Annotated in this window: 21 protein-coding genes and 1 pseudogene; 8 read left to right on the top strand and 14 right to left on the bottom strand. The window is 68.6% G+C overall.

The window, feature by feature from the left end:
• Positions 1–27: 27 nt before the first annotated feature.
• The 5 genes from TVH25_RS10750 to TVH25_RS10730 are packed head-to-tail and all read right to left on the bottom strand — an operon-like array spanning position 28 to position 3,365.
• Complete coding sequence (locus tag TVH25_RS10750) at positions 28–969, bottom strand: copper resistance D family protein (RefSeq protein ID WP_422424110.1); 942 nt, start codon at positions 967–969, stop codon at positions 28–30.
• Between the two features lie 4 nt (positions 970–973).
• On the bottom strand, positions 974–1,495 hold the full coding sequence (locus tag TVH25_RS10745) for a copper resistance CopC family protein (protein ID WP_422424108.1): 522 nt from the start codon (positions 1,493–1,495) through the stop codon (positions 974–976).
• Complete coding sequence (locus tag TVH25_RS10740; RefSeq protein ID WP_422424106.1) at positions 1,492–2,154, bottom strand: YcnI family protein; 663 nt, start codon at positions 2,152–2,154, stop codon at positions 1,492–1,494. The genes TVH25_RS10745 and TVH25_RS10740 overlap by 4 nt, the downstream gene beginning before the upstream one ends.
• A 37-nt stretch (positions 2,155–2,191) precedes the next feature.
• On the bottom strand, positions 2,192–2,674 hold the full coding sequence (locus TVH25_RS10735; protein WP_169620825.1) for a hypothetical protein: 483 nt from the start codon (positions 2,672–2,674) through the stop codon (positions 2,192–2,194).
• Between the two features lie 7 nt (positions 2,675–2,681).
• On the bottom strand, positions 2,682–3,365 hold the full coding sequence (locus TVH25_RS10730) for a DUF6474 family protein (protein ID WP_169620824.1): 684 nt from the start codon (positions 3,363–3,365) through the stop codon (positions 2,682–2,684).
• Between the two features lie 110 nt (positions 3,366–3,475).
• Between TVH25_RS10730 and TVH25_RS10725 the strand changes: the two genes are divergently transcribed.
• Entirely contained in the window at positions 3,476–5,068 is a 1,593-nt protein-coding gene (locus tag TVH25_RS10725) for a TM0106 family RecB-like putative nuclease (RefSeq protein WP_422424104.1), read from the top strand.
• Positions 5,069–5,155: 87 nt separating this feature from the next.
• On the opposite strand, the gene TVH25_RS10720 is transcribed toward TVH25_RS10725, so the two are convergent.
• The 6 genes and pseudogenes from TVH25_RS10720 to TVH25_RS10695 form a co-directional block, all read right to left on the bottom strand.
• Positions 5,156–5,923, bottom strand: coding sequence for an SDR family NAD(P)-dependent oxidoreductase (locus TVH25_RS10720; protein WP_169621067.1), 768 nt, complete (start codon positions 5,921–5,923; stop codon positions 5,156–5,158).
• Positions 5,924–5,979: 56 nt separating this feature from the next.
• Positions 5,980–7,218 carry an MFS transporter gene (locus TVH25_RS10715; protein ID WP_169620822.1) on the bottom strand — a complete coding sequence of 413 codons (1,239 nt, stop codon included), beginning with the start codon at positions 7,216–7,218 and terminating at the stop codon, positions 5,980–5,982.
• Positions 7,215–7,676, bottom strand: coding sequence for a MarR family winged helix-turn-helix transcriptional regulator (locus TVH25_RS10710; RefSeq protein ID WP_422424102.1), 462 nt, complete (start codon positions 7,674–7,676; stop codon positions 7,215–7,217). Before TVH25_RS10710 ends, TVH25_RS10715 begins: the two co-directional genes overlap by 4 nt.
• 124 nt (positions 7,677–7,800) lie before the next feature.
• Positions 7,801–8,499, bottom strand: coding sequence for a TMEM165/GDT1 family protein (locus tag TVH25_RS10705; RefSeq protein ID WP_422424120.1), 699 nt, complete (start codon positions 8,497–8,499; stop codon positions 7,801–7,803).
• Positions 8,500–8,900: 401 nt separating this feature from the next.
• Positions 8,901–9,471 (bottom strand): annotated as a pseudogene (locus tag TVH25_RS10700) (peptidase).
• A 162-nt stretch (positions 9,472–9,633) separates the two neighbouring features.
• Positions 9,634–10,257 carry a superoxide dismutase gene (locus TVH25_RS10695; protein ID WP_169620820.1) on the bottom strand — a complete coding sequence of 208 codons (624 nt, stop codon included), beginning with the start codon at positions 10,255–10,257 and terminating at the stop codon, positions 9,634–9,636.
• A 337-nt stretch (positions 10,258–10,594) separates the two neighbouring features.
• Here TVH25_RS10695 and TVH25_RS10690 point away from each other — a divergent pair, with 337 nt between their 5' ends.
• The 3 genes from TVH25_RS10690 (at position 10,595) to TVH25_RS10680 (ending at position 13,098) form a co-directional block, all read left to right on the top strand.
• The gene (locus tag TVH25_RS10690; protein ID WP_169652351.1) at positions 10,595–11,689 is read left to right on the top strand and encodes an acyltransferase family protein; all 1,095 of its coding nucleotides are present in this window, start codon (positions 10,595–10,597) and stop codon (positions 11,687–11,689) included.
• Positions 11,690–11,698: 9 nt separating this feature from the next.
• Positions 11,699–12,367, top strand: coding sequence for a peptide-methionine (S)-S-oxide reductase MsrA (gene msrA / locus TVH25_RS10685; protein ID WP_422424100.1), 669 nt, complete (start codon positions 11,699–11,701; stop codon positions 12,365–12,367).
• Between the two features lie 125 nt (positions 12,368–12,492).
• On the top strand, positions 12,493–13,098 hold the full coding sequence (locus TVH25_RS10680; RefSeq protein WP_422424099.1) for a hypothetical protein: 606 nt from the start codon (positions 12,493–12,495) through the stop codon (positions 13,096–13,098).
• Positions 13,099–13,116: 18 nt separating this feature from the next.
• Here the strand turns inward: TVH25_RS10680 and TVH25_RS10675 are convergent, their stop codons facing one another.
• Complete coding sequence (locus tag TVH25_RS10675; protein ID WP_422424098.1) at positions 13,117–14,052, bottom strand: LLM class F420-dependent oxidoreductase; 936 nt, start codon at positions 14,050–14,052, stop codon at positions 13,117–13,119.
• 221 nt (positions 14,053–14,273) lie between these two features.
• Between TVH25_RS10675 and TVH25_RS10670 the strand changes: the two genes are divergently transcribed.
• From TVH25_RS10670 to TVH25_RS10655, 4 genes are read left to right on the top strand one after another with little or no spacing between them, the layout of a single operon-like run.
• Positions 14,274–14,615 (top strand): rhodanese-like domain-containing protein, encoded by a 342-nt coding sequence (locus TVH25_RS10670; protein ID WP_169620817.1) that lies wholly within the window; start codon positions 14,274–14,276, stop codon positions 14,613–14,615.
• Positions 14,615–15,670: a DUF4328 domain-containing protein gene (locus TVH25_RS10665; RefSeq protein WP_296550646.1), complete on the top strand. Its 1,056-nt coding sequence runs from the start codon at positions 14,615–14,617 to the stop codon at positions 15,668–15,670. The genes TVH25_RS10670 and TVH25_RS10665 overlap by 1 nt, the downstream gene beginning before the upstream one ends.
• Positions 15,667–16,440 (top strand): glycerophosphodiester phosphodiesterase family protein, encoded by a 774-nt coding sequence (locus TVH25_RS10660; RefSeq protein WP_422424097.1) that lies wholly within the window; start codon positions 15,667–15,669, stop codon positions 16,438–16,440. Before TVH25_RS10665 ends, TVH25_RS10660 begins: the two co-directional genes overlap by 4 nt.
• 35 nt (positions 16,441–16,475) lie before the next feature.
• Positions 16,476–17,393 (top strand): DUF5926 family protein, encoded by a 918-nt coding sequence (locus tag TVH25_RS10655; RefSeq protein WP_422424096.1) that lies wholly within the window; start codon positions 16,476–16,478, stop codon positions 17,391–17,393.
• A 100-nt stretch (positions 17,394–17,493) separates the two neighbouring features.
• On the opposite strand, the gene TVH25_RS10650 is transcribed toward TVH25_RS10655, so the two are convergent.
• Entirely contained in the window at positions 17,494–18,048 is a 555-nt protein-coding gene (locus tag TVH25_RS10650; RefSeq protein WP_169652255.1) for a ferritin, read from the bottom strand.
• Positions 18,049–18,204: 156 nt separating this feature from the next.
• On the bottom strand, positions 18,205–19,340 hold a 1,136-nt coding region (locus tag TVH25_RS10645; protein ID WP_422424095.1), incomplete at its 5' end, for an LCP family protein.

Below are 19,340 nucleotides of genomic sequence, written 5' to 3'. Positions count from 1 at the left end.
GGAAGCGGTAGTTCAGGAGGCGGTAGTTCAGGAGGCGGTGGCGAGGGCAGCGGCGAGGCCGAAGACGACGGCGATGCCGCACACCTCCACGACTGCGTTGCGGAGCGACTCCTCGGCGGTGATGCGGTGCGACACCGCGTCCGGCACCCACGTTCGGCGCCAGGTCCACGCCAGCACCAGCAACGCCACGAGCACAGCGGTCTTCGCCAGCACGATGCGTCCGTAGCCGGTGCCGAACAGTCCGCTGAGCGACCCGATCCGGACAGCAGCGTCGATGACGCCCGTCGCCGCGAGAATCGCCACGCACCGCAGTGCGAGCGCCGAGTAGCGCGGGAGCAGCTGAGCCCACGTACCGCGTCTGCGCACGAGGAGGGCCAATGCGGCCAGCACCCCGAACCAGACGGCCGCGGCCAGGACGTGCGCGGCATTGAGCAGGGAACCGAGTGTCTGCTGAGCCATGTGCCCGGTCGCGGGTCGCGCGATCAGCGCCAGCGCCGCGAACACCAGTACCGGTGCGGTGGACCACGACGCCGACCGCCGGTACGCCACCACCGCGACGATGCCGCATGCGGCGACGCAGACCCAGGCGGCGGCTTCGACGCGCCCGGAACCGGCAGTGGCGAGGTATTCGGCGAACAAGCCGGCGCGCAGGTCGCCCACCGGAACGGCGACCGCGGACGCGGCTTCCCGGACGAGCTGGACGGATTCGAGCGCGAGCCACACTCCGCTCGACGTCGCGATCGCGCGCCACACGTCGTCGGGTTCGATTCCGGGCCGACGTTCACCGCGGATCATCGCAGCGAGGACCGCGATACCGAGCACGGTCGATCCCGTGCCCACCGACAGCGCCCGGACCCAGCTGGAGGCCTCCGGGGTCGCGAGCATCCAGCCGCACGCCACTCCGGCGACGGTGCCGGCGAGTACGCCGACGGCGGCACCGAGAAGCCACCGCCGGCGCACCGAGATCATCCGATCATGCCTTCGGCTTGCGAAGGGCGAAGACCAGTCCGCCGGCGATCACGACTACACCGGCGACGACGAACCACCACACGGCGGGCCCGCTGTCGCCGCTCTCGTTCCCGTCGGCCGTCTCGGGCGTACCGGACGCCGGCTCACCGGGCGCGCCGGTGCCCTCCTGAGTGAGGGTGAAGGTGCGGGTACCGCTGACGGGATGCCCATCGGCGGACGTCACCCGGAAGGCCACGGTGTACTCGCCGACCGGACCGAGTCCGTCCACGGCGACACTCACCGTGGAACCTTCGACGGCGGGGTCGCCCACGGACCACAGGTTGCCGTCCGGGCCGACGACGGTGATCGCCGCGAACTGCTCCTGCAAGGGCTCGTTGAACGTCACGCTCACCCGCTCGGGTGCCTGCGCGATCTGCTCACCGTCCTCCGGCGAGCTCGACAGCACCACGGAATGCGCCGACGCGGGACCGGCCGAGAGCGCCAGTGCGGTGAACAACGCGGCGAGAACGACGAAGAGGCGTCTCATGAGCGCCGTCCCCGGATCACGGCGCCGAGGCCGAGGGCCACGCCCAGCGCACCGAGGACGAGACCGATGCCGCCGAGCCACCGTGCGGTGACATCGGTGCCGGACTCGTCCGACGTGGTGCCGGCGTCGGTGCCGGTGGTGTGTGCTCCGCCGCCGTGCCCGTCGCCGTTGCCCGCGAGCGTCAGGCTCGGAGCAGGACGTTCGGGTTCGGTGTCCCCGGTCGTGACCTGGTCCCAGGCGACGACCTCGCCGTCGCTGTAGGTCTGTACCGCGGGGAACGACACTTCCGCCTCGTCGGGGAGCGGCCCGGCGGAGAGCACGAATTGCTGGAACTCGCCCGGACCGACGGCAACTCCAGGATCCGCGGTCCAGGTGACGCCGGTGGCGAGCTGGGTCTCGGGATCCTTCTCGATCGTCGCGGACCAGCCCGGCAATGGTTCGGTGCGTGCCGACTTCAGGCCGGGCAGGCCGACCGACACCGCAGTGGTTCCGGCGGTATCGGATTCGGTGGGCACACGGAACGTCAGCACGGTGTAACCGCCCTGCTCCGCGCCCGGTGCGACGACCGTGACATGTGCGGACGCGAGACCGGAACCGGCCAGCATCAGCACAGCAGTGGCGCCCGCGCCGACGAGGGCACGGGTAGGTGATGTCTTCATGGGTGGATCTTTCTCGGAGAACGAATACGGCTGCGCGTCACCGCGCGACCGGTGGACCTCTCCGGGAGATCGCCGGGGGAGCGCGACCCCAGACCAGCGGGTCGGTCGTTCTCGTCGGGGCGAGCGACGCCGGCACGTGTACGCCGCCGAGCCGGAGTGTCACGGCCCGGATCGCGGTACTGCACGCGTCGAAGAGCCGGGCGGCGGCGACCAGCAGCACCGCGCAGCCTGCGACGGCCACGAGGTGTGCGGCGAACATCGATCCCGACGTGTGCGGGTGGCCCTCGGTGAGGGCGGAGAGAACGGCGTGGGTGCCGAGTTGCCCGACGGCGAGAAGTGCGATCGGCGGCAGCGTCGGCACGTACGCACCCACGATCCCGACCCCCGCGGCGACTGCGAGCAGCAGTGCCGAGGCGGGGCCCGTGGGCACACCGCCACCGGCCGCGCCGTGCGCAGCCGCAGCCAGCGCCGCGGTCGTGATGCCCGCGGTGCTGCCGAGGAGGGCCGGGTTCGTGTTCACGTTCGGGTCAGCGGACCCCGAGCCGGGCGAGCAGATCGGCCTCGATGCCGTCGAGCTCGGACGAGATCGCGGCGTGCGCCGACTTCCGGCGCGCCGCGGGCATCTGCTCGGCAGCCTGCACCGCCGCGGTCAGGTCGGTGAGACGACCGCGGATCGCCGCGGCGAACTTCTGCGTCTCGGCGTCCTTCGGGTGCAGGGACTCGATCTTGGTGAGCGACTGTTCGGCGCCGGCGATCCGGGCACTGAGTCGTGCACCGCGGCCCGTGTACGAGCCGAGCTCGTCGATGGGGACACCGAGTTGCTGTGCCCGTCGCGCGTCGAGCTGACCGCGCAGCGCCGTGACCACCTGGTAGACGATCGGAACGAGCACCGGCGCGAGCAGACGGGCGACACCGAGGTACCGGCGCACCTTCGCTGCGGTCAGGCCCTGGCTCTCTGCGGCCTTCTTCTGTGCCTTGAGCGTTGCGATCTGTTCCTTCTCGATCTTCGCCTGCGAACTGAGCAGTTCCTGATCGAGCTTGACCTGCGACTTCGCCAGCTTCTTGCTCAGCTTCTGCTGCGCTTTCGCTGCTCGCCGGTCGTTCTTGAGCTGGTTCTTCGCCACCAGCTTCGCTTCGAGCTTCGCCCTGTGCTTGAGAGCTTTGGCTTCCGCCTTGCGAGTGGCGCGACGTTTCCGTGTGAACAACCCCATCGAACAGCACCCTCCATTCGGTACGACACGACGCTCCGGCGCCCCGCGTCAGCCTAACGTGACGGTGCTGGTGCGAGGCGATCCGTGCGCAGCGAATACCCTGGACAGTTGTGGAGCCAACCCGTGATGTGCGGCGAACACCCGTTTCCCTCGAGGCGAGTGCGCTCACGCGGTGCCGCCACCGGGTGTATCTGGACGCTTCGTTCCCCCACGAACTTGCAGGTGCGGCCGAGAACGCGGGTGCGCGGCAGCGCCAGGAGGCGGCCGCCGCCCACCGTGAGGCGATCCGTCAGCACTTGTTCGAGGCGGACCCCGAGGGCTGGGTGCTCATCGGTCCCGACGGCTCGACGTCGCAGCGCGCAGAACAGACTCTCGAGGCGTGTCGCGCCGGCGCCGACCGGATCTGGGGTGCGGTGCTGCCCGTCGAGGTCGACACCGGACGCCGGGGCAGGTCGGAGATTCTGCTGCGCGACACCGTGCGCGGGGGCTACATCCCGGTGATCGTCGTGAACCACAAGGTCACCGATCCCGGTCAGGGCGCCACGACCACCGGGCTGTTCGAGTGGAAGCCGGTGGTGGACCAGACACGCAAAGTGCGCAGCCAGGTCCGCGACCAGATGCGCCTCGCGCACCTGTACCGGATGCTCGAGCGGCACGGTCTCGCAAGTCCCGGGCAGGTCGGCGGCGCGATCGGGTACGGCGGCGACTGCATTCTGGTGCACGACCTGAGCACGGTCCTCGACGAGTACGACGCCCGCTTGACCGATCGCGTCGAGATCGCCCGCGGCCGGACGCCGACGAAACCGTCGCAGATCGGGGAGTGCAGGACGTGCCCGTGGTGGGATCGGTGCCGGGCCGAACTCACCCGCGAACGCGACGTGTCGCTGGTGGCGTCGGGTCAGCGCGCCGAGGTCCTCAGGGAACTCGGAGTCCACACCATCGACGGTCTCGCGGGCTGGGAAGGCGAACCACCCGAGATCTGGCCGCAGGGACCCTTCGAGGATGCGGTGGTGATCGCAAAGGCGTGGCTCGCGGGCGCCCCCCTCGTCCGCCGGTACCGCCATGTGCACGTCCACCGCGCCGACATCGAGGTCGATGTCGACATGGAGAGCTTTCACGAGCACGGCGCCTATCTGTGGGGGACGCTGCTCAACTCCGGATCGCAGTCGGAGTACCGGCCGTTCGCGACCTGGGTGCCGGTACCCACCGACGACGAGGCGCGGTCGTTCGCCGAGTTCTGGGCGTGGTTGTCGGACCAGCGGCGTACCGCCGAGCGCCGTGGGAAAACGTTTGCGGCCTACTGCTATTCGAGGTCGGCGGAAGACAAGTGGTTGTTGTCGTCGGCGCGGCGGTTCCGCGGTTTTCCGGGTGTGCCGCCCGAAGCGGAGATCAAGGCGTTCATCGGATCATCCGAATGGGTGGACATCTACCAGGCCGTCACCGACCAGTTCGTGTGCCCGAACGGGAAGGGGCTCAAGAAGGTCGCCCCGATCGCCGGTCACCACTGGCGCGACGACGAAGCCGGGGGAGAGGCGTCGATGAGCTGGTACCGCGAGGCCGTCGGGCTGGACGGCGAGCCGGATCCGAGTCAGCGCGCGCGGCTGCTCGAGTACAACGAGGACGACGTGGTCGCGACCAAGATCCTGCGGGAGTGGATGTCCGATCGTGCGGTCCTCGAGATTCCGCACATCGACGATCTCTGACCGCACGCGGCCGCCCGCACGCGGCGACGGTGGGCACGCAGTACGTGACTCCACCGCGCCGACGTGGGATGCGTTGTGCGTCGCGGATCAGCGCGGCGCCATGCGCAGCGCACCGTCCATGCGGATGGTCTCGCCGTTGAGGTAGTCGTGCTCGACGATCATCTGCACGAGCTGTGCGTACTCGGCGGGCTGTGCGAGGCGCGACGGGAACGGCACGCCCGCCTCGAGGCCCTTGCGGTACTCCTCGGTGACGCCGGCGAGCATCGGGGTGTCGACGATGCCCGGCGCGATGGTGTTGACGCGAATCCCGTACTGCGCGAGGTCGCGCGCTGCGGGAACGGTCATGCCGTGCACGCCGCCCTTCGACGCGGAGTAGGCGATCTGCCCGACCTGGCCCTCGAACGCGGCGACGGACGCGGTGTTGACGACGACGCCGCGCTGGCCGGACTCGTCGACCGGCTCGGTCTTGGCGATCGCATCGGCGGCGAGGCGCATGACGTTGAAGGTGCCGAGCAGGTTGACGGTGATGACCGTGCGGAACAGTTCGAGGTCGTGCGGCCCGTTCTTCGACAGGATCCGGCCGGCCCAGCCGACGCCGGCGCAGTTGACGACAGTGCGCAGCGGCAGTCCCGACTCGACGATGCGGTCGATCGCGGACTGGACGCCCTCGGCGCTGGTCACGTCGGTGGGGATGAGCGTGACGCCCTCGGGTGCCGCGTCGCCGACGCGCTCGATCGACTGTTCGAGGTCGAGACCGAAGACGGTGGCCCCCGCGTCGGTGAGGCGACGGGCGGTGGCGGCACCGAGGCCGGATGCGGCGCCGGTCACCAGTGCGGCAGATCCCTGAATTTCCACTGTTCGTAACTCCTCGTCCGGGCCTTGCGGCACGCGTGTGTGGTCCGTCACGAACCCTAGCGTGCAGGTGTCAGTTCGATCGCAGCCCGTCGGCGCATCACCGCGGCACCCATCGCGGCGGCGACGAGGCACGCGCCCGCGCCCAGCAACAGCCCGGCTCGCCCGCCGCCCTGCTCGCAGACCCAGCCGGCGATGGGACCGCCGATCGCGGTGGAGCCGAGGAAGGCGACGGACCAGAGGGCCATCACCCGGCCACGCATGGTCGGCGCGGCGGTGAGCTGGAGCGTGCTGTTGGTGGTGGACGTGAAGGTCACGCTCAGAGCGCCGACGACGACCATCGTCGCCACCAGGATGGGCATGGTCGGGGACGCTGCGGCTACGGCCATTGCGACACCGAATGCGAGCGCCGTCAGGACGAGAGGCTTGGTGCCCGTGTGCCCCCAGGTCGCGACCACGAGACCGCCGACTACCGATCCCGCACCCATCGCCGCGGTGAGCAAGCCGTACGCCTCGGCACCCGCGTCGAACGTCTGGTCGGCAAGCACCGGAAGCACGACCTGGAACTCGAAGGCGAGGCATCCCACCAGCGCCATCATCAGCAGAGGCACCGCGAGATCGGATGTGCGCCGCACGTAGGCGAGTCCCTCGCGTAGCTGGCCGCGCGCGCGGGCTGCGGGCGGTGAGGGCACGAGTTTCGACACGTCGAGTGTCAGCAACGACGTGACGACGGCGACGAAGCTTGCCGCGTTGAGCAGGAAGCACAGTCCGATACCACCTGCGGCGATCACGATGCCTGCGACAGCCGGGCCGATCATGCGGGAACACGAGGCGAGCACCGATTGGAGACTCACCGCGTTGCGGAGATCGTCGGGCCCGACCATTTCGAGCATGAAGGACTGCCGTGCGGGGTTCTCGAAGCACTGGTTGAGGCCGAGCAGTACGGCGAGCACGTAGACGTGCCACAACTCGACGGTGCCGGTCACGACGAGCAGACCCAGCACGAGTGCCTGCACACCCATGAGGCTCTGCAGCCCGATCATGAGCCGGCGCTTGTCGGTGCGGTCCGCGATCACCCCGCCGTACGGCCCGAGGAGCAGCATCGGCACGGTCTGCAGGGCGAGGACGATGCCGATGGCGGTGGCCGAGCCGGTCAGCTGGAGGACGAGCCACGACTGGGCGATGGTCTGCATCCATGTGCCGACGAGTGAAATCGCCTGACCGCCGATGTAGCGGCGGAAGTTGGGCCCGCGGAGGGCCGCGAACGTCTGTCCGCGGATGTCGTCGATGACGGTCACTCACGCACCTCCCGTCCCCGGCACATGCGCTCACCGAGTGCTTCGAGGGCGGGCAGGGCGTCGTGGAGTGCGTCGAGCCGGTCGTCGTCCAGTTCCGCCAGGTGCCGGGCGAACATCGCCGTCCGGCGAGCGCGTAGCTCATCCGACAGCCGCGCCCCCGCCGGGGTGATGTGGATCCGCACGACGCGCTTGTCGCCGGCGTCGGAGGAACGCGTGACGAGTTGGGCCTTTTCGAGCTTGCCGACCATCCGCGAGCACATTGTGGGGTTGAGTCCCTCGTGCTCCGCGAGTTCGCGCACCCCGATCGTCCCGTGCTTCGCGACGGTCGTCAGCAGCAACGACTGGGACCGGGTGAGCCCCTCGTCGGTTGCGGACCGGCCGACGCTCCGGGCGATCCGGCCGAGGGCGATGCGCAGGCGGTGGATGTCGTCGTCGTCGTCGAAGCGTGTGCTTCCCATCGGTGGTGTCATTCAACTCCCAAAGTATTTGCCTATCGGCAAGCATACTCTTCTGGAGCGAGAGGAGCCCGGATGTTCGGCGCTCACGCGGTGTCGTTGGTCACGCCGGGAAGCCGGGTGGACATCAGGGCTCGACGGGAGCCGGAACCTCCGCAGTCGTCCGGCGTGCCGCCCGCCTCCCGACGACGACCGCCCCCGCAGCGGCGAGGACGAGGGTGATCCCTCCGGCGACCGGACCGACCACGGCCGAGTCCGGCGCGAGTCCGTCGCCGAGCATCCACGCGCCGAACCCGAAGAACAAGGCGGACGCGCCGAGCCGGATGGCGTTCTCCGGCATGTGACGGCCGAGCACCGCACCGGCGATGATCGCGAGTGCGTCGGCGGCAACCATGCCGACGGTCGATCCGATCCACACGCCCACCCAGTCGTTGTCGGCGGCGAGGGTGATGGTCGCGAGCATCGTCTTGTCGCCGAGTTCCGCGAGGAAGAAGGCCGAGACCACGGCCAGGAACGCGGAACGCGCCACGCGTCCGGCCTTCGATTGTTCGGCGTCGTCGAGCGAATCTCCTCGCAACGTCCACAGACCGAAGAACAGGAACGCGAGGCCGCCGACGATGGACATCGCCACGGGGGGAATGGCGACGCCGAGATAGTGCCCGACGGCCACCGATACGAGATGCACGGCCGTCGTGGCGAACAGGATGCCGGACAGGACGACCCACCAGCGGTACCGCAACGCGAACGTCATGGCCATCAACTGGGATTTGTCGCCCAGTTCGGCCACGAAGATGACTGCGAAGCTCAGTACGACGGCGGACCACATCGGCATTCCTCCTCACCCGCTGGAGGAAAATTGGGCTTCCTCCGGACGTCGGGCGCACGGTGCGCCGACGGCCGAAGGTCTCGCCCACCCGCCGATCCTCCGGGTCGCCCGGCCCGGCCGGGCCCCGGCGCCGCGCCCCGCCAGCCCCCCCCCCCCGCGGCAGCAAAAGGGGGCCCCCCCGGGCCGGCGGGCCCCCGGGGCGCCGACGGCCGAAGGTCTCGCCCACCGGACTATCGTCCGGTTCGCCGTGCCGGGCGGTCCGCCTGCGCGGCGCCGCCAGTATGTCGACTCGGCGATTGGGGGCTACTCCCCTTCGCGAAGCAAACGATACCGGCCCGACAGCGCATCGGTAAAGGGCATGCTCAGTTTCGGAGAACCGAACTCTCTTGTGCGGGTGCGGGTCACGCGGCCAGCAGCATCGCCAGAATTGCGGTGTCGGGATCGCTGCTCGGATTCACTCCGACCCTGCTCACCAGGGACGTCACGGTACCGTCCGGCTCCGCTTCCACCCAGGCTGCCCGGTGGTCGAGGCCCAGGTGGGGGAGGCCCGGCAACAACACACACCCCGACGCGGCACCCGCATTCTCGGGCAGCGTCGGAGTCGTCTCCGACGGAGGATGCAACATGATGAGCGCCGACGGCCGGCGGTCCGCGAATCGCTCCGGCGTCACGGCTTCGGCGCCGATGACGGGCCCCTCGGCGATCAGCAATCCGACCGTTCCGGGCTCCGGATCGTCGGGCAACTCCTCCTTGACCCCGAACACGGTCGAGGTGGGCAGCAGTCCGGGCAACGATGCCACGCGCACCGTCAGCGCGAGCAGTTGCGTCCACTCCCGGGTGGCGGGGGGGGGGGGGGGGGGGGGCCGCGCGGCCCGCCCCACCCCCCCCCCCCCCCCCCCCCACGAAACCGCGCAGCGCTCCTGCCGCGTGAAATGCGGCGAGTTCGATCCGTCCGTGTGCGTAGTCCGTCATCGAACCCACCCCGATCCACTCGAGCCGGTCCGGTCGCGCCGTTGCAAGCCGGTTCCCGGCCCTATGGCCGGTACACGAAGAATGCCCACTTCTCGTGCTTGCACACAAGAGGTGCCGAGTGCCAGTCCGGGTGGGGGCCGGATACGAACGGAGCCTCGGGCTCTAGACGATCAGACCTGCCGTCTGGGTGCGTGCCCGGTCGAAGCGAGCCTGCACGTCGGCCCAGTTCACGATGTTCCAGAACGCCTTGACGTAATCGGCCTTCACGTTCTGGTACTGCAGGTAGAAGGCGTGCTCCCACATGTCGAGCATGAGCAGCGGGGTCAGGCCGATCGGGATGTTGCCCTGCTGGTCGTACAGCTGCACGATGAGCAGACGCTGCCCGATGGAATCCCAGGCCAGGATCGACCAGCCGGAGCCCTGGATGGAGTTCGCGTTCGCGGAGAAGTGATCGCGGAACTTGTCGAACGAACCGAACGCGTCGTCGATCGCCGCGGCCAGCTCGCCTTCGGGCTTGTCGCCACCCTCGGGGGAGAGGTTCTGCCAGAACACCGTGTGGTTGGTGTGGCCACCGAGGTGGAAGGCGAGATCCTTCTCGAGCTTGGTTGCCTGAGCGGCCAGCGTGCCGTTCTCGCGCGCCTCGGCCAGCTTCTCGAGAGCGGTGTTCGCACCTGCGACGTAGGTCGCGTGATGCTTGTCGTGGTGCAGCTCCATGATCTTCGCCGAGATATGCGGCTCGAGCGCTGCATAGTCGTAGGGCAGTTCCGGAAGTGTGTACTCAGCCACGAGGGTCCCTTCTTTGCGAGCCCGGTAGGGCCCGTGCGGTTGTTTCCGTGCCTTGCGGGTCTCACCACAACACTTGTGTGGATTACCCACACCGTGTGGTTTCCACCCCAACTCATAAGTACACCCTGCGCAACCACAGCTGTCACTCGGACGTACGCCCACGAGGCTCGGGGCGGCAGCGACGAGAATCGCCGTTTCCCGCGAGGACATCTCCCGCGACCAGCAGAAACCCCGGTCGAGCTGGACCAATTGGTGACGCTCGAGAGCGGAACCTTAACATTGGGCGGTGTATCGGCCCTTCCTGAACGAACCCGCGAACGGGGTCGACGCACCTCGCGTGGATCTTCCGGGCGTCAATCTGCTGCGGTTCGCAGCAGTGCTCGCGGTCGTCTATTCCCACATCTCGTTCTATCTGATCGACGACCTCGGGACCGGATGGTGGGGCATCGACCTCGTGTACCGCGTCTTCGTCGACGGGGCCGGGCTGAACCAGCATCTGTCGTTCGTCGGGGTCGCGGCGTTCATGATGCTCACCGGGCTCCTCATCACCCGGTCCGCCATGCGGCAATCACCCCGGCGTTTCCTGATCGCCCGCGCCGCGCGCCTGGTTCCCGCGTTCTGGGTCTGCATCCTCGCCGCGATCGTGCTGGTCCGGCTCGGTATCAACGGCATGTTCAGTGGTCACACGGGTGTCTCGAACTCCGAGGCCGCGTTGAGTTTCATCCTCGGCGCCTTCTTCCTGAAGCCGCAGGTGGCCGTGCTCGGAGTCGCGTGGACGCTCGCCGTGCAGATCGTCTTCTACCTGTACTGCGTCGCCGGCCGCTCGCTCCTGCGCGCCAACCCGCTCATCATTCCCGTCCTCGGGGCCGTGTTGTGCATGCTGGTGCTCATCTACAACCTGTACATCCCGGAGCCGTACAGCGTGCCCTTCCTCTCCCGGATCGCGGCGACGCTCCCCACGGTGTTCCTCGGGCAGATCGCCTACCTCGGATGGGCCGGACTGATCTCCGGCCGCGGGCTCGTCCTGGCGTTGCTGGCGCAGGTCCACGTGATCGTGCTCGCCACCGACACCCAGGTGTACTGGGCGGGGACGCGCTACCTGTGGACCATCACCGTGGTGTTCGCATGCGTCGTGCTGGTCTCCCGCTACAACGGCCGCTTCGCGCATCTCCGGGTCGTCGACTGGGTCGCGACCCGCAGCTACGCCATCTACCTCACGCACACCCTGGTGATGTACCGGATCTACGAGAACACGGTCGGGGTGGTGGGGCAGACCGGTGCGATCGTGTGCGTGCTGCTCGGCTGCGCCCTCGTGTCGGAAGTGGTCTACCGCGGTGTCGAGGTACCCGCCGCGCGCTGGATCAGCACCCGGTGGCTCACCCCGGCCCGCACGGTGGCCGCGGAACCGGCCACCACCGGTCCCCGCGCGTAGCATCGGGACATGTCCTGGTTCGACGAGATTCTGGCCCGTGCAGGTTCCAAGTCGCAGATGGTGGCCCGCGAGGACGCACTACCCGGGCGTTCCGAGCCCGCAGTCGTTCCCGAGACCCACTACGTCAACGGCAATCGCATCGTTCCCCCCTTCCCCGAGGGGCTGCAGACCGCCGTGGTCGGGATGGGGTGCTTCTGGGGTGCGGAGAAGGAGTTCTGGCAACTCGACGGCGTGTACTCGACCGCCGCCGGGTACGCCGGTGGTTACACCCCCAACCCCACGTACGAAGAGGTGTGCTCGGGCCGGACCGGTCACACCGAGGTCGTGCTCGTCGTCTTCGATCCCAAGGTGATCGGTTACGCGCGCATCCTGCAGGAGTTCTGGGAGAACCACGATCCGACGCAGGGGATGCGGCAGGGTAACGATCAGGGAACCCAGTACCGCTCGGCGATCTACACGCACGACGAGACGCAGATCGAGATGGCCGAGGCGACGGCCGAAGCGTACGGCGAGCGGCTCGCGGCAGCCGGCTACGGCGCTGTCACCACCGAGATCGCACCTCTGACGCACTTCTACTACGCCGAGGACTACCACCAGCAGTACCTCGCGAAGAATCCCCACGGTTACTGCCCGGTGCACGCAACCGGCGTGAGCTGCCCGGTGGGGCTCGGCGCCTGATCCCGTTCCCGGCACCTCCCGGAGCGTGAGTCCGGGGTGCGCGAATCGGTCGTCGCGTCTTGAAATCCGCCGACGACCGTCGCATCCTCGGAGAACACGACTGCCGACGGGGAGGACCGGTCACCGTGAAAACCTCGACGTGCGCGGGCGACTACCTCGACCGCATGCGCCGCAGCCGGCGCGGCGGGAATCCGCTCGTACGCCGGGCCGACCGCATCGAAGCGTGGTTGTTCTTCGTGCTGCTCACCACCCTCGCGCTGATGATTCCGGTCGCCGGGTTCATCGGCGCCGGATCGTGGCAGTCCTGGGTAGCGCTCGCCGAGAAGCAGAGCACCGAACGCACCCCGGTCTCCGCGACCCTCGAGTCCGCGCCCGACCCTGCCGCGCCGGGAGGGGGAGAGGTCGCGTCGTCGGTTACCGCCCCCGCGCCGGCCACCTGGCAGTGGGGGGACGAGCAGCGCCGGGCCGTGGTTCCGGTGGACAGCTGGTCCGTTACCGGGGGCGACGTGACGGTGTGGGTCGACGCCCGTTCGGGTGAACTCGCCGACCCTCCGCTCACGGTGGGCGCCGCCAAGGTCTCTGCCGTCTGCGCCGGTGTGTTCCTGTGGATGCTGTCGGTCGCGCTGGCGATCACGATGTTCGAGTCGGCGCGGTGGGGACTCGAGCGCACCCGTCGCCGCCGGTGGAACCGGGAGATCGAGGCGTTCCTCGGCTCCACCAGCAGCTACTGAGCCGCGCAGCTGCGAGGGCTACAGGTCGCGCACGGCCGGCATGACCTCCGCCGCGACCAGCTCGAGGTGTTCGAGGTCGCTGAGATCGAGCATCTGCAGGTAGATGCGCTGCGAGCCGACCGCCGCGTAGCTCTTGATCTTCTCGACGACCTCCTCGGGGGTGCCCGCGAGACCGTTCTCACGCAGCTCGCCGACCTCCCGGCCGATCCGTTCGGCGCGGCGGGCGATCTCGGCTTCGTCGCGCCCGCAGCACAGCACGAGCGCGTTGGAGTACGTGAGCGTGGCCGGGTCGCGGTCGGCGTCGCGGCATGCCCCTGCCACACGGTCGAACAACACCTCGGTGTCCTCGGCCGACATGAACGGCACGTTGAACTCGTCGGCGTACCGTGCGGCGAGGGCGGGTGTGCGCTTCTTGCCGGCGCCGCCCATCACGATGGGCGGATGTGGCTGCTGCTGCGGCTTCGGAAGCGCCGGTGAGTTCTCGATCCGCACGTGCGCGCCCTCGTACGAGAACGTCTCGCCGACGGGTGTGTCCCACAGTCCGGTGATGACGGCCAGCGACTCCTCGAGCCGGTCGAAACGGTCCTTCAGGGACGGGAACGGGATGCCGTAGGCGAGATGCTCCTCCTCGAACCATCCTGCGCCGAAACCGAAGTCGACACGGCCGCCGCTCATCGCATCGACCTGTGCGACGGAGATGGCGAGCGGACCGGGATAGCGGAACGTGGCCGACGTGACGAGGGTGCCGAGCCGGATCGTCGAGGTGTCGCGCGCGAGTCCGGCCAGCGTGATCCACGCGTCCGTGGGGCCCGGCAGGCCGTCGGCGTTCATGGCGAGATAGTGGTCGGAACGGAAGAATGCGCCGTAACCGAGCCGCTCGGCTGTCTGTGCGACGGCGAGAAGATCGTCGTACGTGGCGCCCTGCTGAGGTTCGGTGAAGATTCGTAGTTCCATGAATCCATCATTTCAGGTGCCCCCTCCCGCGGGTTTCGTACCGACCGACCGAGACGATGTGACGAATCTCGAGCCGGGCATCCCCACCCTCGGTAGAGCCTGGGGATGAACCTGTGGAAACTGTGGATAACTCCAGGACCTGCCGTATGTGGACGTGACATGAGGGCACAGCGGAGCGTCCTCGGCTGCATCGCCCCGCAGCACGTGCCACTATTGGAAACGTGAGTTTTTCCGACGTCCCCACCGTGTCTGTGGACGAGGTGCCAGAGACCAACGCCGCCGCTGTACTCCTCGACGTACGCGAAGACGACGAATGGGCGCTCGGACACGCACCCGGCGCGGTCCACATTCCGCTGGCCGACGTCCCAGCACGACTCGAGGAAATCGACATCGATGCCGAGGTCTACGTGGTCTGCCGCCAGGGCGGACGCTCGCTCGGCGCAGTCCAGTACCTCAACCGCATCGGGTACGACGCCATCCAGGTGAACGGTGGCATGGTGGCGTGGCAGAAGAGCGGTCTTCCCCTGGTTTCCGACGGTGATGAACCCGCGAAGATCTATTGATGGCCGCCTACCAGATCTGTGTTCGGTGCGAAAACCGCTGGCCGGTGACCTATCAGCCCCGGCAGTGGTGCCCATCCTGCCGTGGCGTCCTGCTCTCGCCCGTCTCCACCGACGTTCCGGTTCCCCCGTCGCGCCGCAACTTTCGCTGGGTCGCGCGCCCGGCGGTACCGATCGGTCCCGTTGAGCCCACGCGCACGCGCGGGACGGCTCCGACGCCGCGATACCGGGAGATACCGCGCTGGGGACTGACAGATCCGCGGCCGGTCGACACCGAGTACGAACCGAGCCGTAGCGAGACGATCTCCGATCTCGCGCCGACACTCCTCGTGGGCGCCGCCGTCGTGTTCGGCCTCGCGGCTCTCGCCGAGGCGTTCCGGTACGGACTGCTGGTGTTCAACCGGACCAGACTCGTCGACCCGCTGGCTCTCGCGGTCTCCGACGCCGCCGTGTGGGCGACGCAGGTGGGTGCACCGTTCGTCGCGCTCGCCGCGGCCGTCGCGTGCGCGGTGCGCCTGCTCGAACTACGCCGGCGCGTCTTCGCCGAACGCGGCGAGGTCGATCCCCGGCCGTCGCCGACGGTGCTGCTCGGTGTCGTCGTGCCCGGAGTCAACCTCGCGATGCCGGGAGTGCTCCTCACCGAGATCGCCGGTCGCGACCCCAGGCTTCTCCGGGCGATCCGGATCTGGTGGGTGCTGTGGGTACTCGACGCGGTGATGTTCGTCGTGGTCGTGCTGTGGCGTCAGCGCGACACGATCCAGGCCCGTGCGGACGGCGTGCTGCTCGCGGCGTTCGCTGCGGCGCTGGCCACGGCGGTCGCGCTCACGACGCTGCACGTGGTGCGGTTGTTCGAGGGAACGGACATCTGGGGCAGGCCGCTGCGCCACCGGAGATTCACCTACGCCACCGGACCCGCATACGCGCCGATTGCCCCGATCGTGCCGCGCGCCGCGACCGCCGGCAGCCCGGCCGACACGGCGTCCCTGTCGCAGGACGACACTCCGGCCGCTACCCAGGACGAGCGCGACGACGTACCCCAACCGGTGGCAAGCACGTGAGCGCCGTGGATCGCCCTCGGGTGGTCGCACATCGGGGATCGTCGGCGGCCAAGGCCGAGCACACTCTCGCCGCGTACGAACTGGCCCTCGCGGAAGGCGCCGACGGACTCGAGTGCGATGTGCGGCTCACCAGTGACGGGCACCTCGTGTGCATCCACGACCGCACGATCGACCGCACGTCCGACGGAACGGGTGTCGTCAGCGAGATGACTCTCGCCGAACTGTCCGAGCACGACTACGGCAAGCCCGGTGAACCTGCGGAACTGCTCACCCTGCACCGTTTGCTCGACCTCGTCATGGACTGGACGAGTGTGCCGGTCAAACTGTTCGTCGAGACCAAACATCCCGTCCGGTACGGTGCGCTGGTCGAGGCGAAGCTGCTCGACGCGCTGGCGAGCTTCGGGCTCGCGACGCCTGCGTCGGCCGACTTCTCCCGCGTGGTGGTGATGTCGTTCGCGGGCAGCGCGGTATGGCGGATCCGCCGGGCAGCTCCGTTGCTGCCCACCGTGTTGCTCGGCGAGACCTCCCGGTATCTGCGGGGGAGTGCTGCCACTACCGTGGGCGCCACCGCGATCGGCCCGTCGATCATGACGCTCCGGGAGCACCGGGATCTCGTCGACCGTGCCGCTGCGTCGGGCCGTGCGACGTATTGCTGGACCGTCGACGACCCCGCGGATGTCGAGCTGTGCCGCGAACTCGGCGTCGGATGGGTGGCCACCAACCATCCGGGCCGTACCAAGCTGCAACTCGACGCTGCTCACGGCGTATAGATCGGGCGGGCAGGCCGGGCGTGTAGTTTGGCGCCGTGGCCAAGAAGAGCAAGAGAAACAGTGGACCCAAGCCCGGTGCCAACCGCGCCGCCAAGCTCGAGCAGCGGAGACTGGAGCGGGAAGCCGCGGTCGCCGCGTCCACGCGACCGTTCGAGGGCCTCGCATTCGAATGCGACCTCGTTGCGCTGCGCGAGTTCGTTCCGTCCGCACTGGTCGACCTGCCGCTGACCGATGAGGGACGCAAGATCGTCGGTGCGACCATCCTTCCGGGTGGCGTCGCGGCGCTGGCCCGCGAAGAAGACGACGAGACCGTCGCGTACGTCGGCTTGCAGCTCGCGAGCGGGTACGGCCCGGACCCGGCCGGGGAACTCGCCGCCGCGATCGAGTGGGCACGCACGGCCGAGCCCGGATCGTCGCTGCAGACCGCGACCGTGGACGACGACACCCCGCGGCTGCAGGACCTGCTCGACGCGAATGTCGTTCCCCCGATCACCGTGCACAACGACTTCAACTGGTGGATTCCGGCCGGCGTCGAGCCGAGCCAGGACATCGCGCACACCGTGCAGCACGCCAACAGTGCGGTGTTGCCCTCGGCGCGTCTGAACGGTGACGGGCTGGTCGGTGCGTGGTGGGTGGATCCCGGCGAGAAGGCACACCTGCGTTGGGTTCGGCCCGAGGACGAGGACGCGCTCATGGCCGCGTTGTCGCGCGTGCACGCGGCCGGTGGCCTCCACCTCGGGGAGGGATCACGCTTCGCCGGGTCGTTCCGCACGCACGGACTGCTGGTTCCGGTTTTCGATCTCGACCGGGAGAAGCACGCCGACGAATGGGTGGAACCCGCACTCGAACTCGGCGCGCGCCTCGATGCCGCGCTGGCCGTGGACGAGCCGCTGACCACTGCCGAGCTGCGCTCCCGCGACGGAATCCGCAGTCGTCAGATCACCCTGCGCTGATTTTTCCGGGGCCGAGAGAAGTCCCCCGCAAAGCCGAATGCCACAGTTCGCCGGTGATCCGGGAACTGTGGCATTCGGGCCCTGTGGGCTGCAGGTCGCGTCAGATGCTGCCGCCGGCGACGGTCGGCGCGTTGCCGCGCAGTTCGCGGGCCTTCGAGTTGAGCTCCCGCGCGACGAAATCCTCGAGGTTGAACAGGTTGGAACCGGCGCGGTCGGCGACGGTGAGCAGCGTCGTCATCGTGGCGACCTCTTCGACCTGCTCCTGCAGGAACCACTGCATGAACTGCTCGCCGAGGTAGTCGCCCTCGTCGCGCGCGGTGCGCGCCAGCTCGACGATCTGGTCGGTCACCGACCGCTCCTGGCGGAGAGCCAGCGCGATCGGTTCGCGCGCGTTGTCGAACATCGACTGTGCGGCGTCGACCCCGGTGAGGTCGACGGCCATGTCCCGGTCCAGGAAGTACTGGACGATCATCATGGCGTGGTTGCGTTCTTCCACTGCCTGCGCGTAAAAGTGCTTCGCCAGCTGGGGAAGATCGGTGTTGTCGTAGAAAACCGCGATGGCGATGTACTGGTGCGACGCATTGAATTCGTTGCGGATCTGGTCGTGCAGCAGCGAATGGAATTTGGTCTTGTGCGTTTCGCCCATTGTCGTCATGATCAAGACGTTAATGCAGGTCAGGTGATAATTCATCCAAGCTTTGGCTAGGCTGACTCTTCAAAGCTTCGGCTTGCCTTGGTCAATTCAGGGTTGCCTGGCCGAATATCTCCGCCCCGAATTTCGCGAGAATATCGGGCCGCGGAGACCGCAATGTCAGGGTCCGGGCGTCAGCAATTCAGCCGGGATCTGCTGATCTTTCGCCAACGCATCGAAGAACGGCGCCGCGCGGGAGCGGTCCCACAGCAACACGTTGCCGATGCCGTAGACGTCTTCGAATCCTCCGACGGGCACCGTCGCGGTCAACGTCTCACCGCGCATCGCCCACGCCAGTCGCGCGAGGTCCCAGAGATGATCGTCCTCGTCGACCCGCACGGATCCGGCGGCACCCGTCGCGAGCGGCACCGCGCGGAACGGGTTGAGGAACGTGGAGGGACTTGTTGCCTTGCCCAGAAGAGCGGACAGGAACAGCCGCTGGTTGTTCATCCGGTCCAGGTCGGCGAGAGGTGTCGCGCGGGTGCGCACGAACCCGAGAGCCTCGGGTCCGCTCAGTTCCTGGCACCCTGCCTCGAGCGACAGACCGGCCAGCGGATCGTCGATCGGGTACGGGACACAGATATCGACTCCGCCGACCGCGTCGACGATCGACGCGAACCCGCCGAAGCCGATCTCCACGTAGTGGTCGATGTGCACGCCGGTCGCGCCTTCGACGGTCTGTACGAGCAACTGGGGTCCGCCGAGTGCGAACGACGCATTGAGCTTGTCCCGCCCGAAGCCCGGCACGTCCACATAGGAATCGCGGGGCAGCGACACCATGGTGGTCGCGCCTCCGCCGCTCGGTACGTGGATGAGCAGGATCGTGTCGGTCCGGTCGGTACCCACGTCGCCGCCGGTGGCGAGTTCCTGTTCTTGTTCCGGGGTGAGGCCGACCCGGCTGTCGGAGCCCACGAGCAGCCAGTTGGTGCCGGGGGTGTCGCCCCCGCGCCCGTCGTACGCGGCGAGCGCGTCGACGCGGTCGAGCGTGCCGTCGAGGTAGATCGTCCCGCCGATCACGGCGACGAGGAGTACGGCCAGCACCGCACCCAGGCGCCGCATCGTGCGTCGTCCGGCGCCGGGGCGTGGTCGTCGTGGTTCGGGTTGCGCGGCGGGCTTGCGCCGCACCGGCGGAACAACAGGCGGCGGAGTCCCGCCGCGAGAGCGTTCGTCGGCGATTCGTTCGGGCCGTTGCGTGGGCGCCCAGTCGCGACTGCGTGACGCCTCCTCCTGCGGCGCGGGCACGCGGGGAGGTGGCT

The organism is Rhodococcus sp. 7Tela_A2, assembly GCF_049311045.1.
Lineage (GTDB): Bacteria > Actinomycetota > Actinomycetes > Mycobacteriales > Mycobacteriaceae > Rhodococcus.
This window is presented reverse-complemented; position numbering and strand designations above follow the sequence as displayed.

Excerpts from the sequence above, each read along its gene's own strand:
- TVH25_RS10750 (WP_422424110.1), bottom strand. The coding sequence starts at position 969 with ATGATCTCGGTGCGCCGGCGGTGGCTTCTCGGTGCCGCCGTCGGCGTA.
- TVH25_RS10745 (WP_422424108.1), bottom strand. The coding sequence starts at position 1,495 with ATGAGACGCCTCTTCGTCGTTCTCGCCGCGTTGTTCACCGCACTGGCG.
- TVH25_RS10740 (WP_422424106.1), bottom strand. The coding sequence starts at position 2,154 with ATGAAGACATCACCTACCCGTGCCCTCGTCGGCGCGGGCGCCACTGCT.
- TVH25_RS10730 (WP_169620824.1), bottom strand. The coding sequence starts at position 3,365 with ATGGGGTTGTTCACACGGAAACGTCGCGCCACTCGCAAGGCGGAAGCC.
- TVH25_RS10710 (WP_422424102.1), bottom strand. The coding sequence starts at position 7,676 with ATGGGAAGCACACGCTTCGACGACGACGACGACATCCACCGCCTGCGC.
- TVH25_RS10705 (WP_422424120.1), bottom strand. The coding sequence starts at position 8,499 with ATGTGGTCCGCCGTCGTACTGAGCTTCGCAGTCATCTTCGTGGCCGAA.
- msrA (WP_422424100.1), top strand. The coding sequence starts at position 11,699 with ATGTCCTGGTTCGACGAGATTCTGGCCCGTGCAGGTTCCAAGTCGCAG.
- TVH25_RS10675 (WP_422424098.1), bottom strand. The coding sequence starts at position 14,052 with ATGGAACTACGAATCTTCACCGAACCTCAGCAGGGCGCCACGTACGAC.
- TVH25_RS10665 (WP_296550646.1), top strand. The coding sequence starts at position 14,615 with ATGGCCGCCTACCAGATCTGTGTTCGGTGCGAAAACCGCTGGCCGGTG.
- TVH25_RS10650 (WP_169652255.1), bottom strand. The coding sequence starts at position 18,048 with ATGACGACAATGGGCGAAACGCACAAGACCAAATTCCATTCGCTGCTG.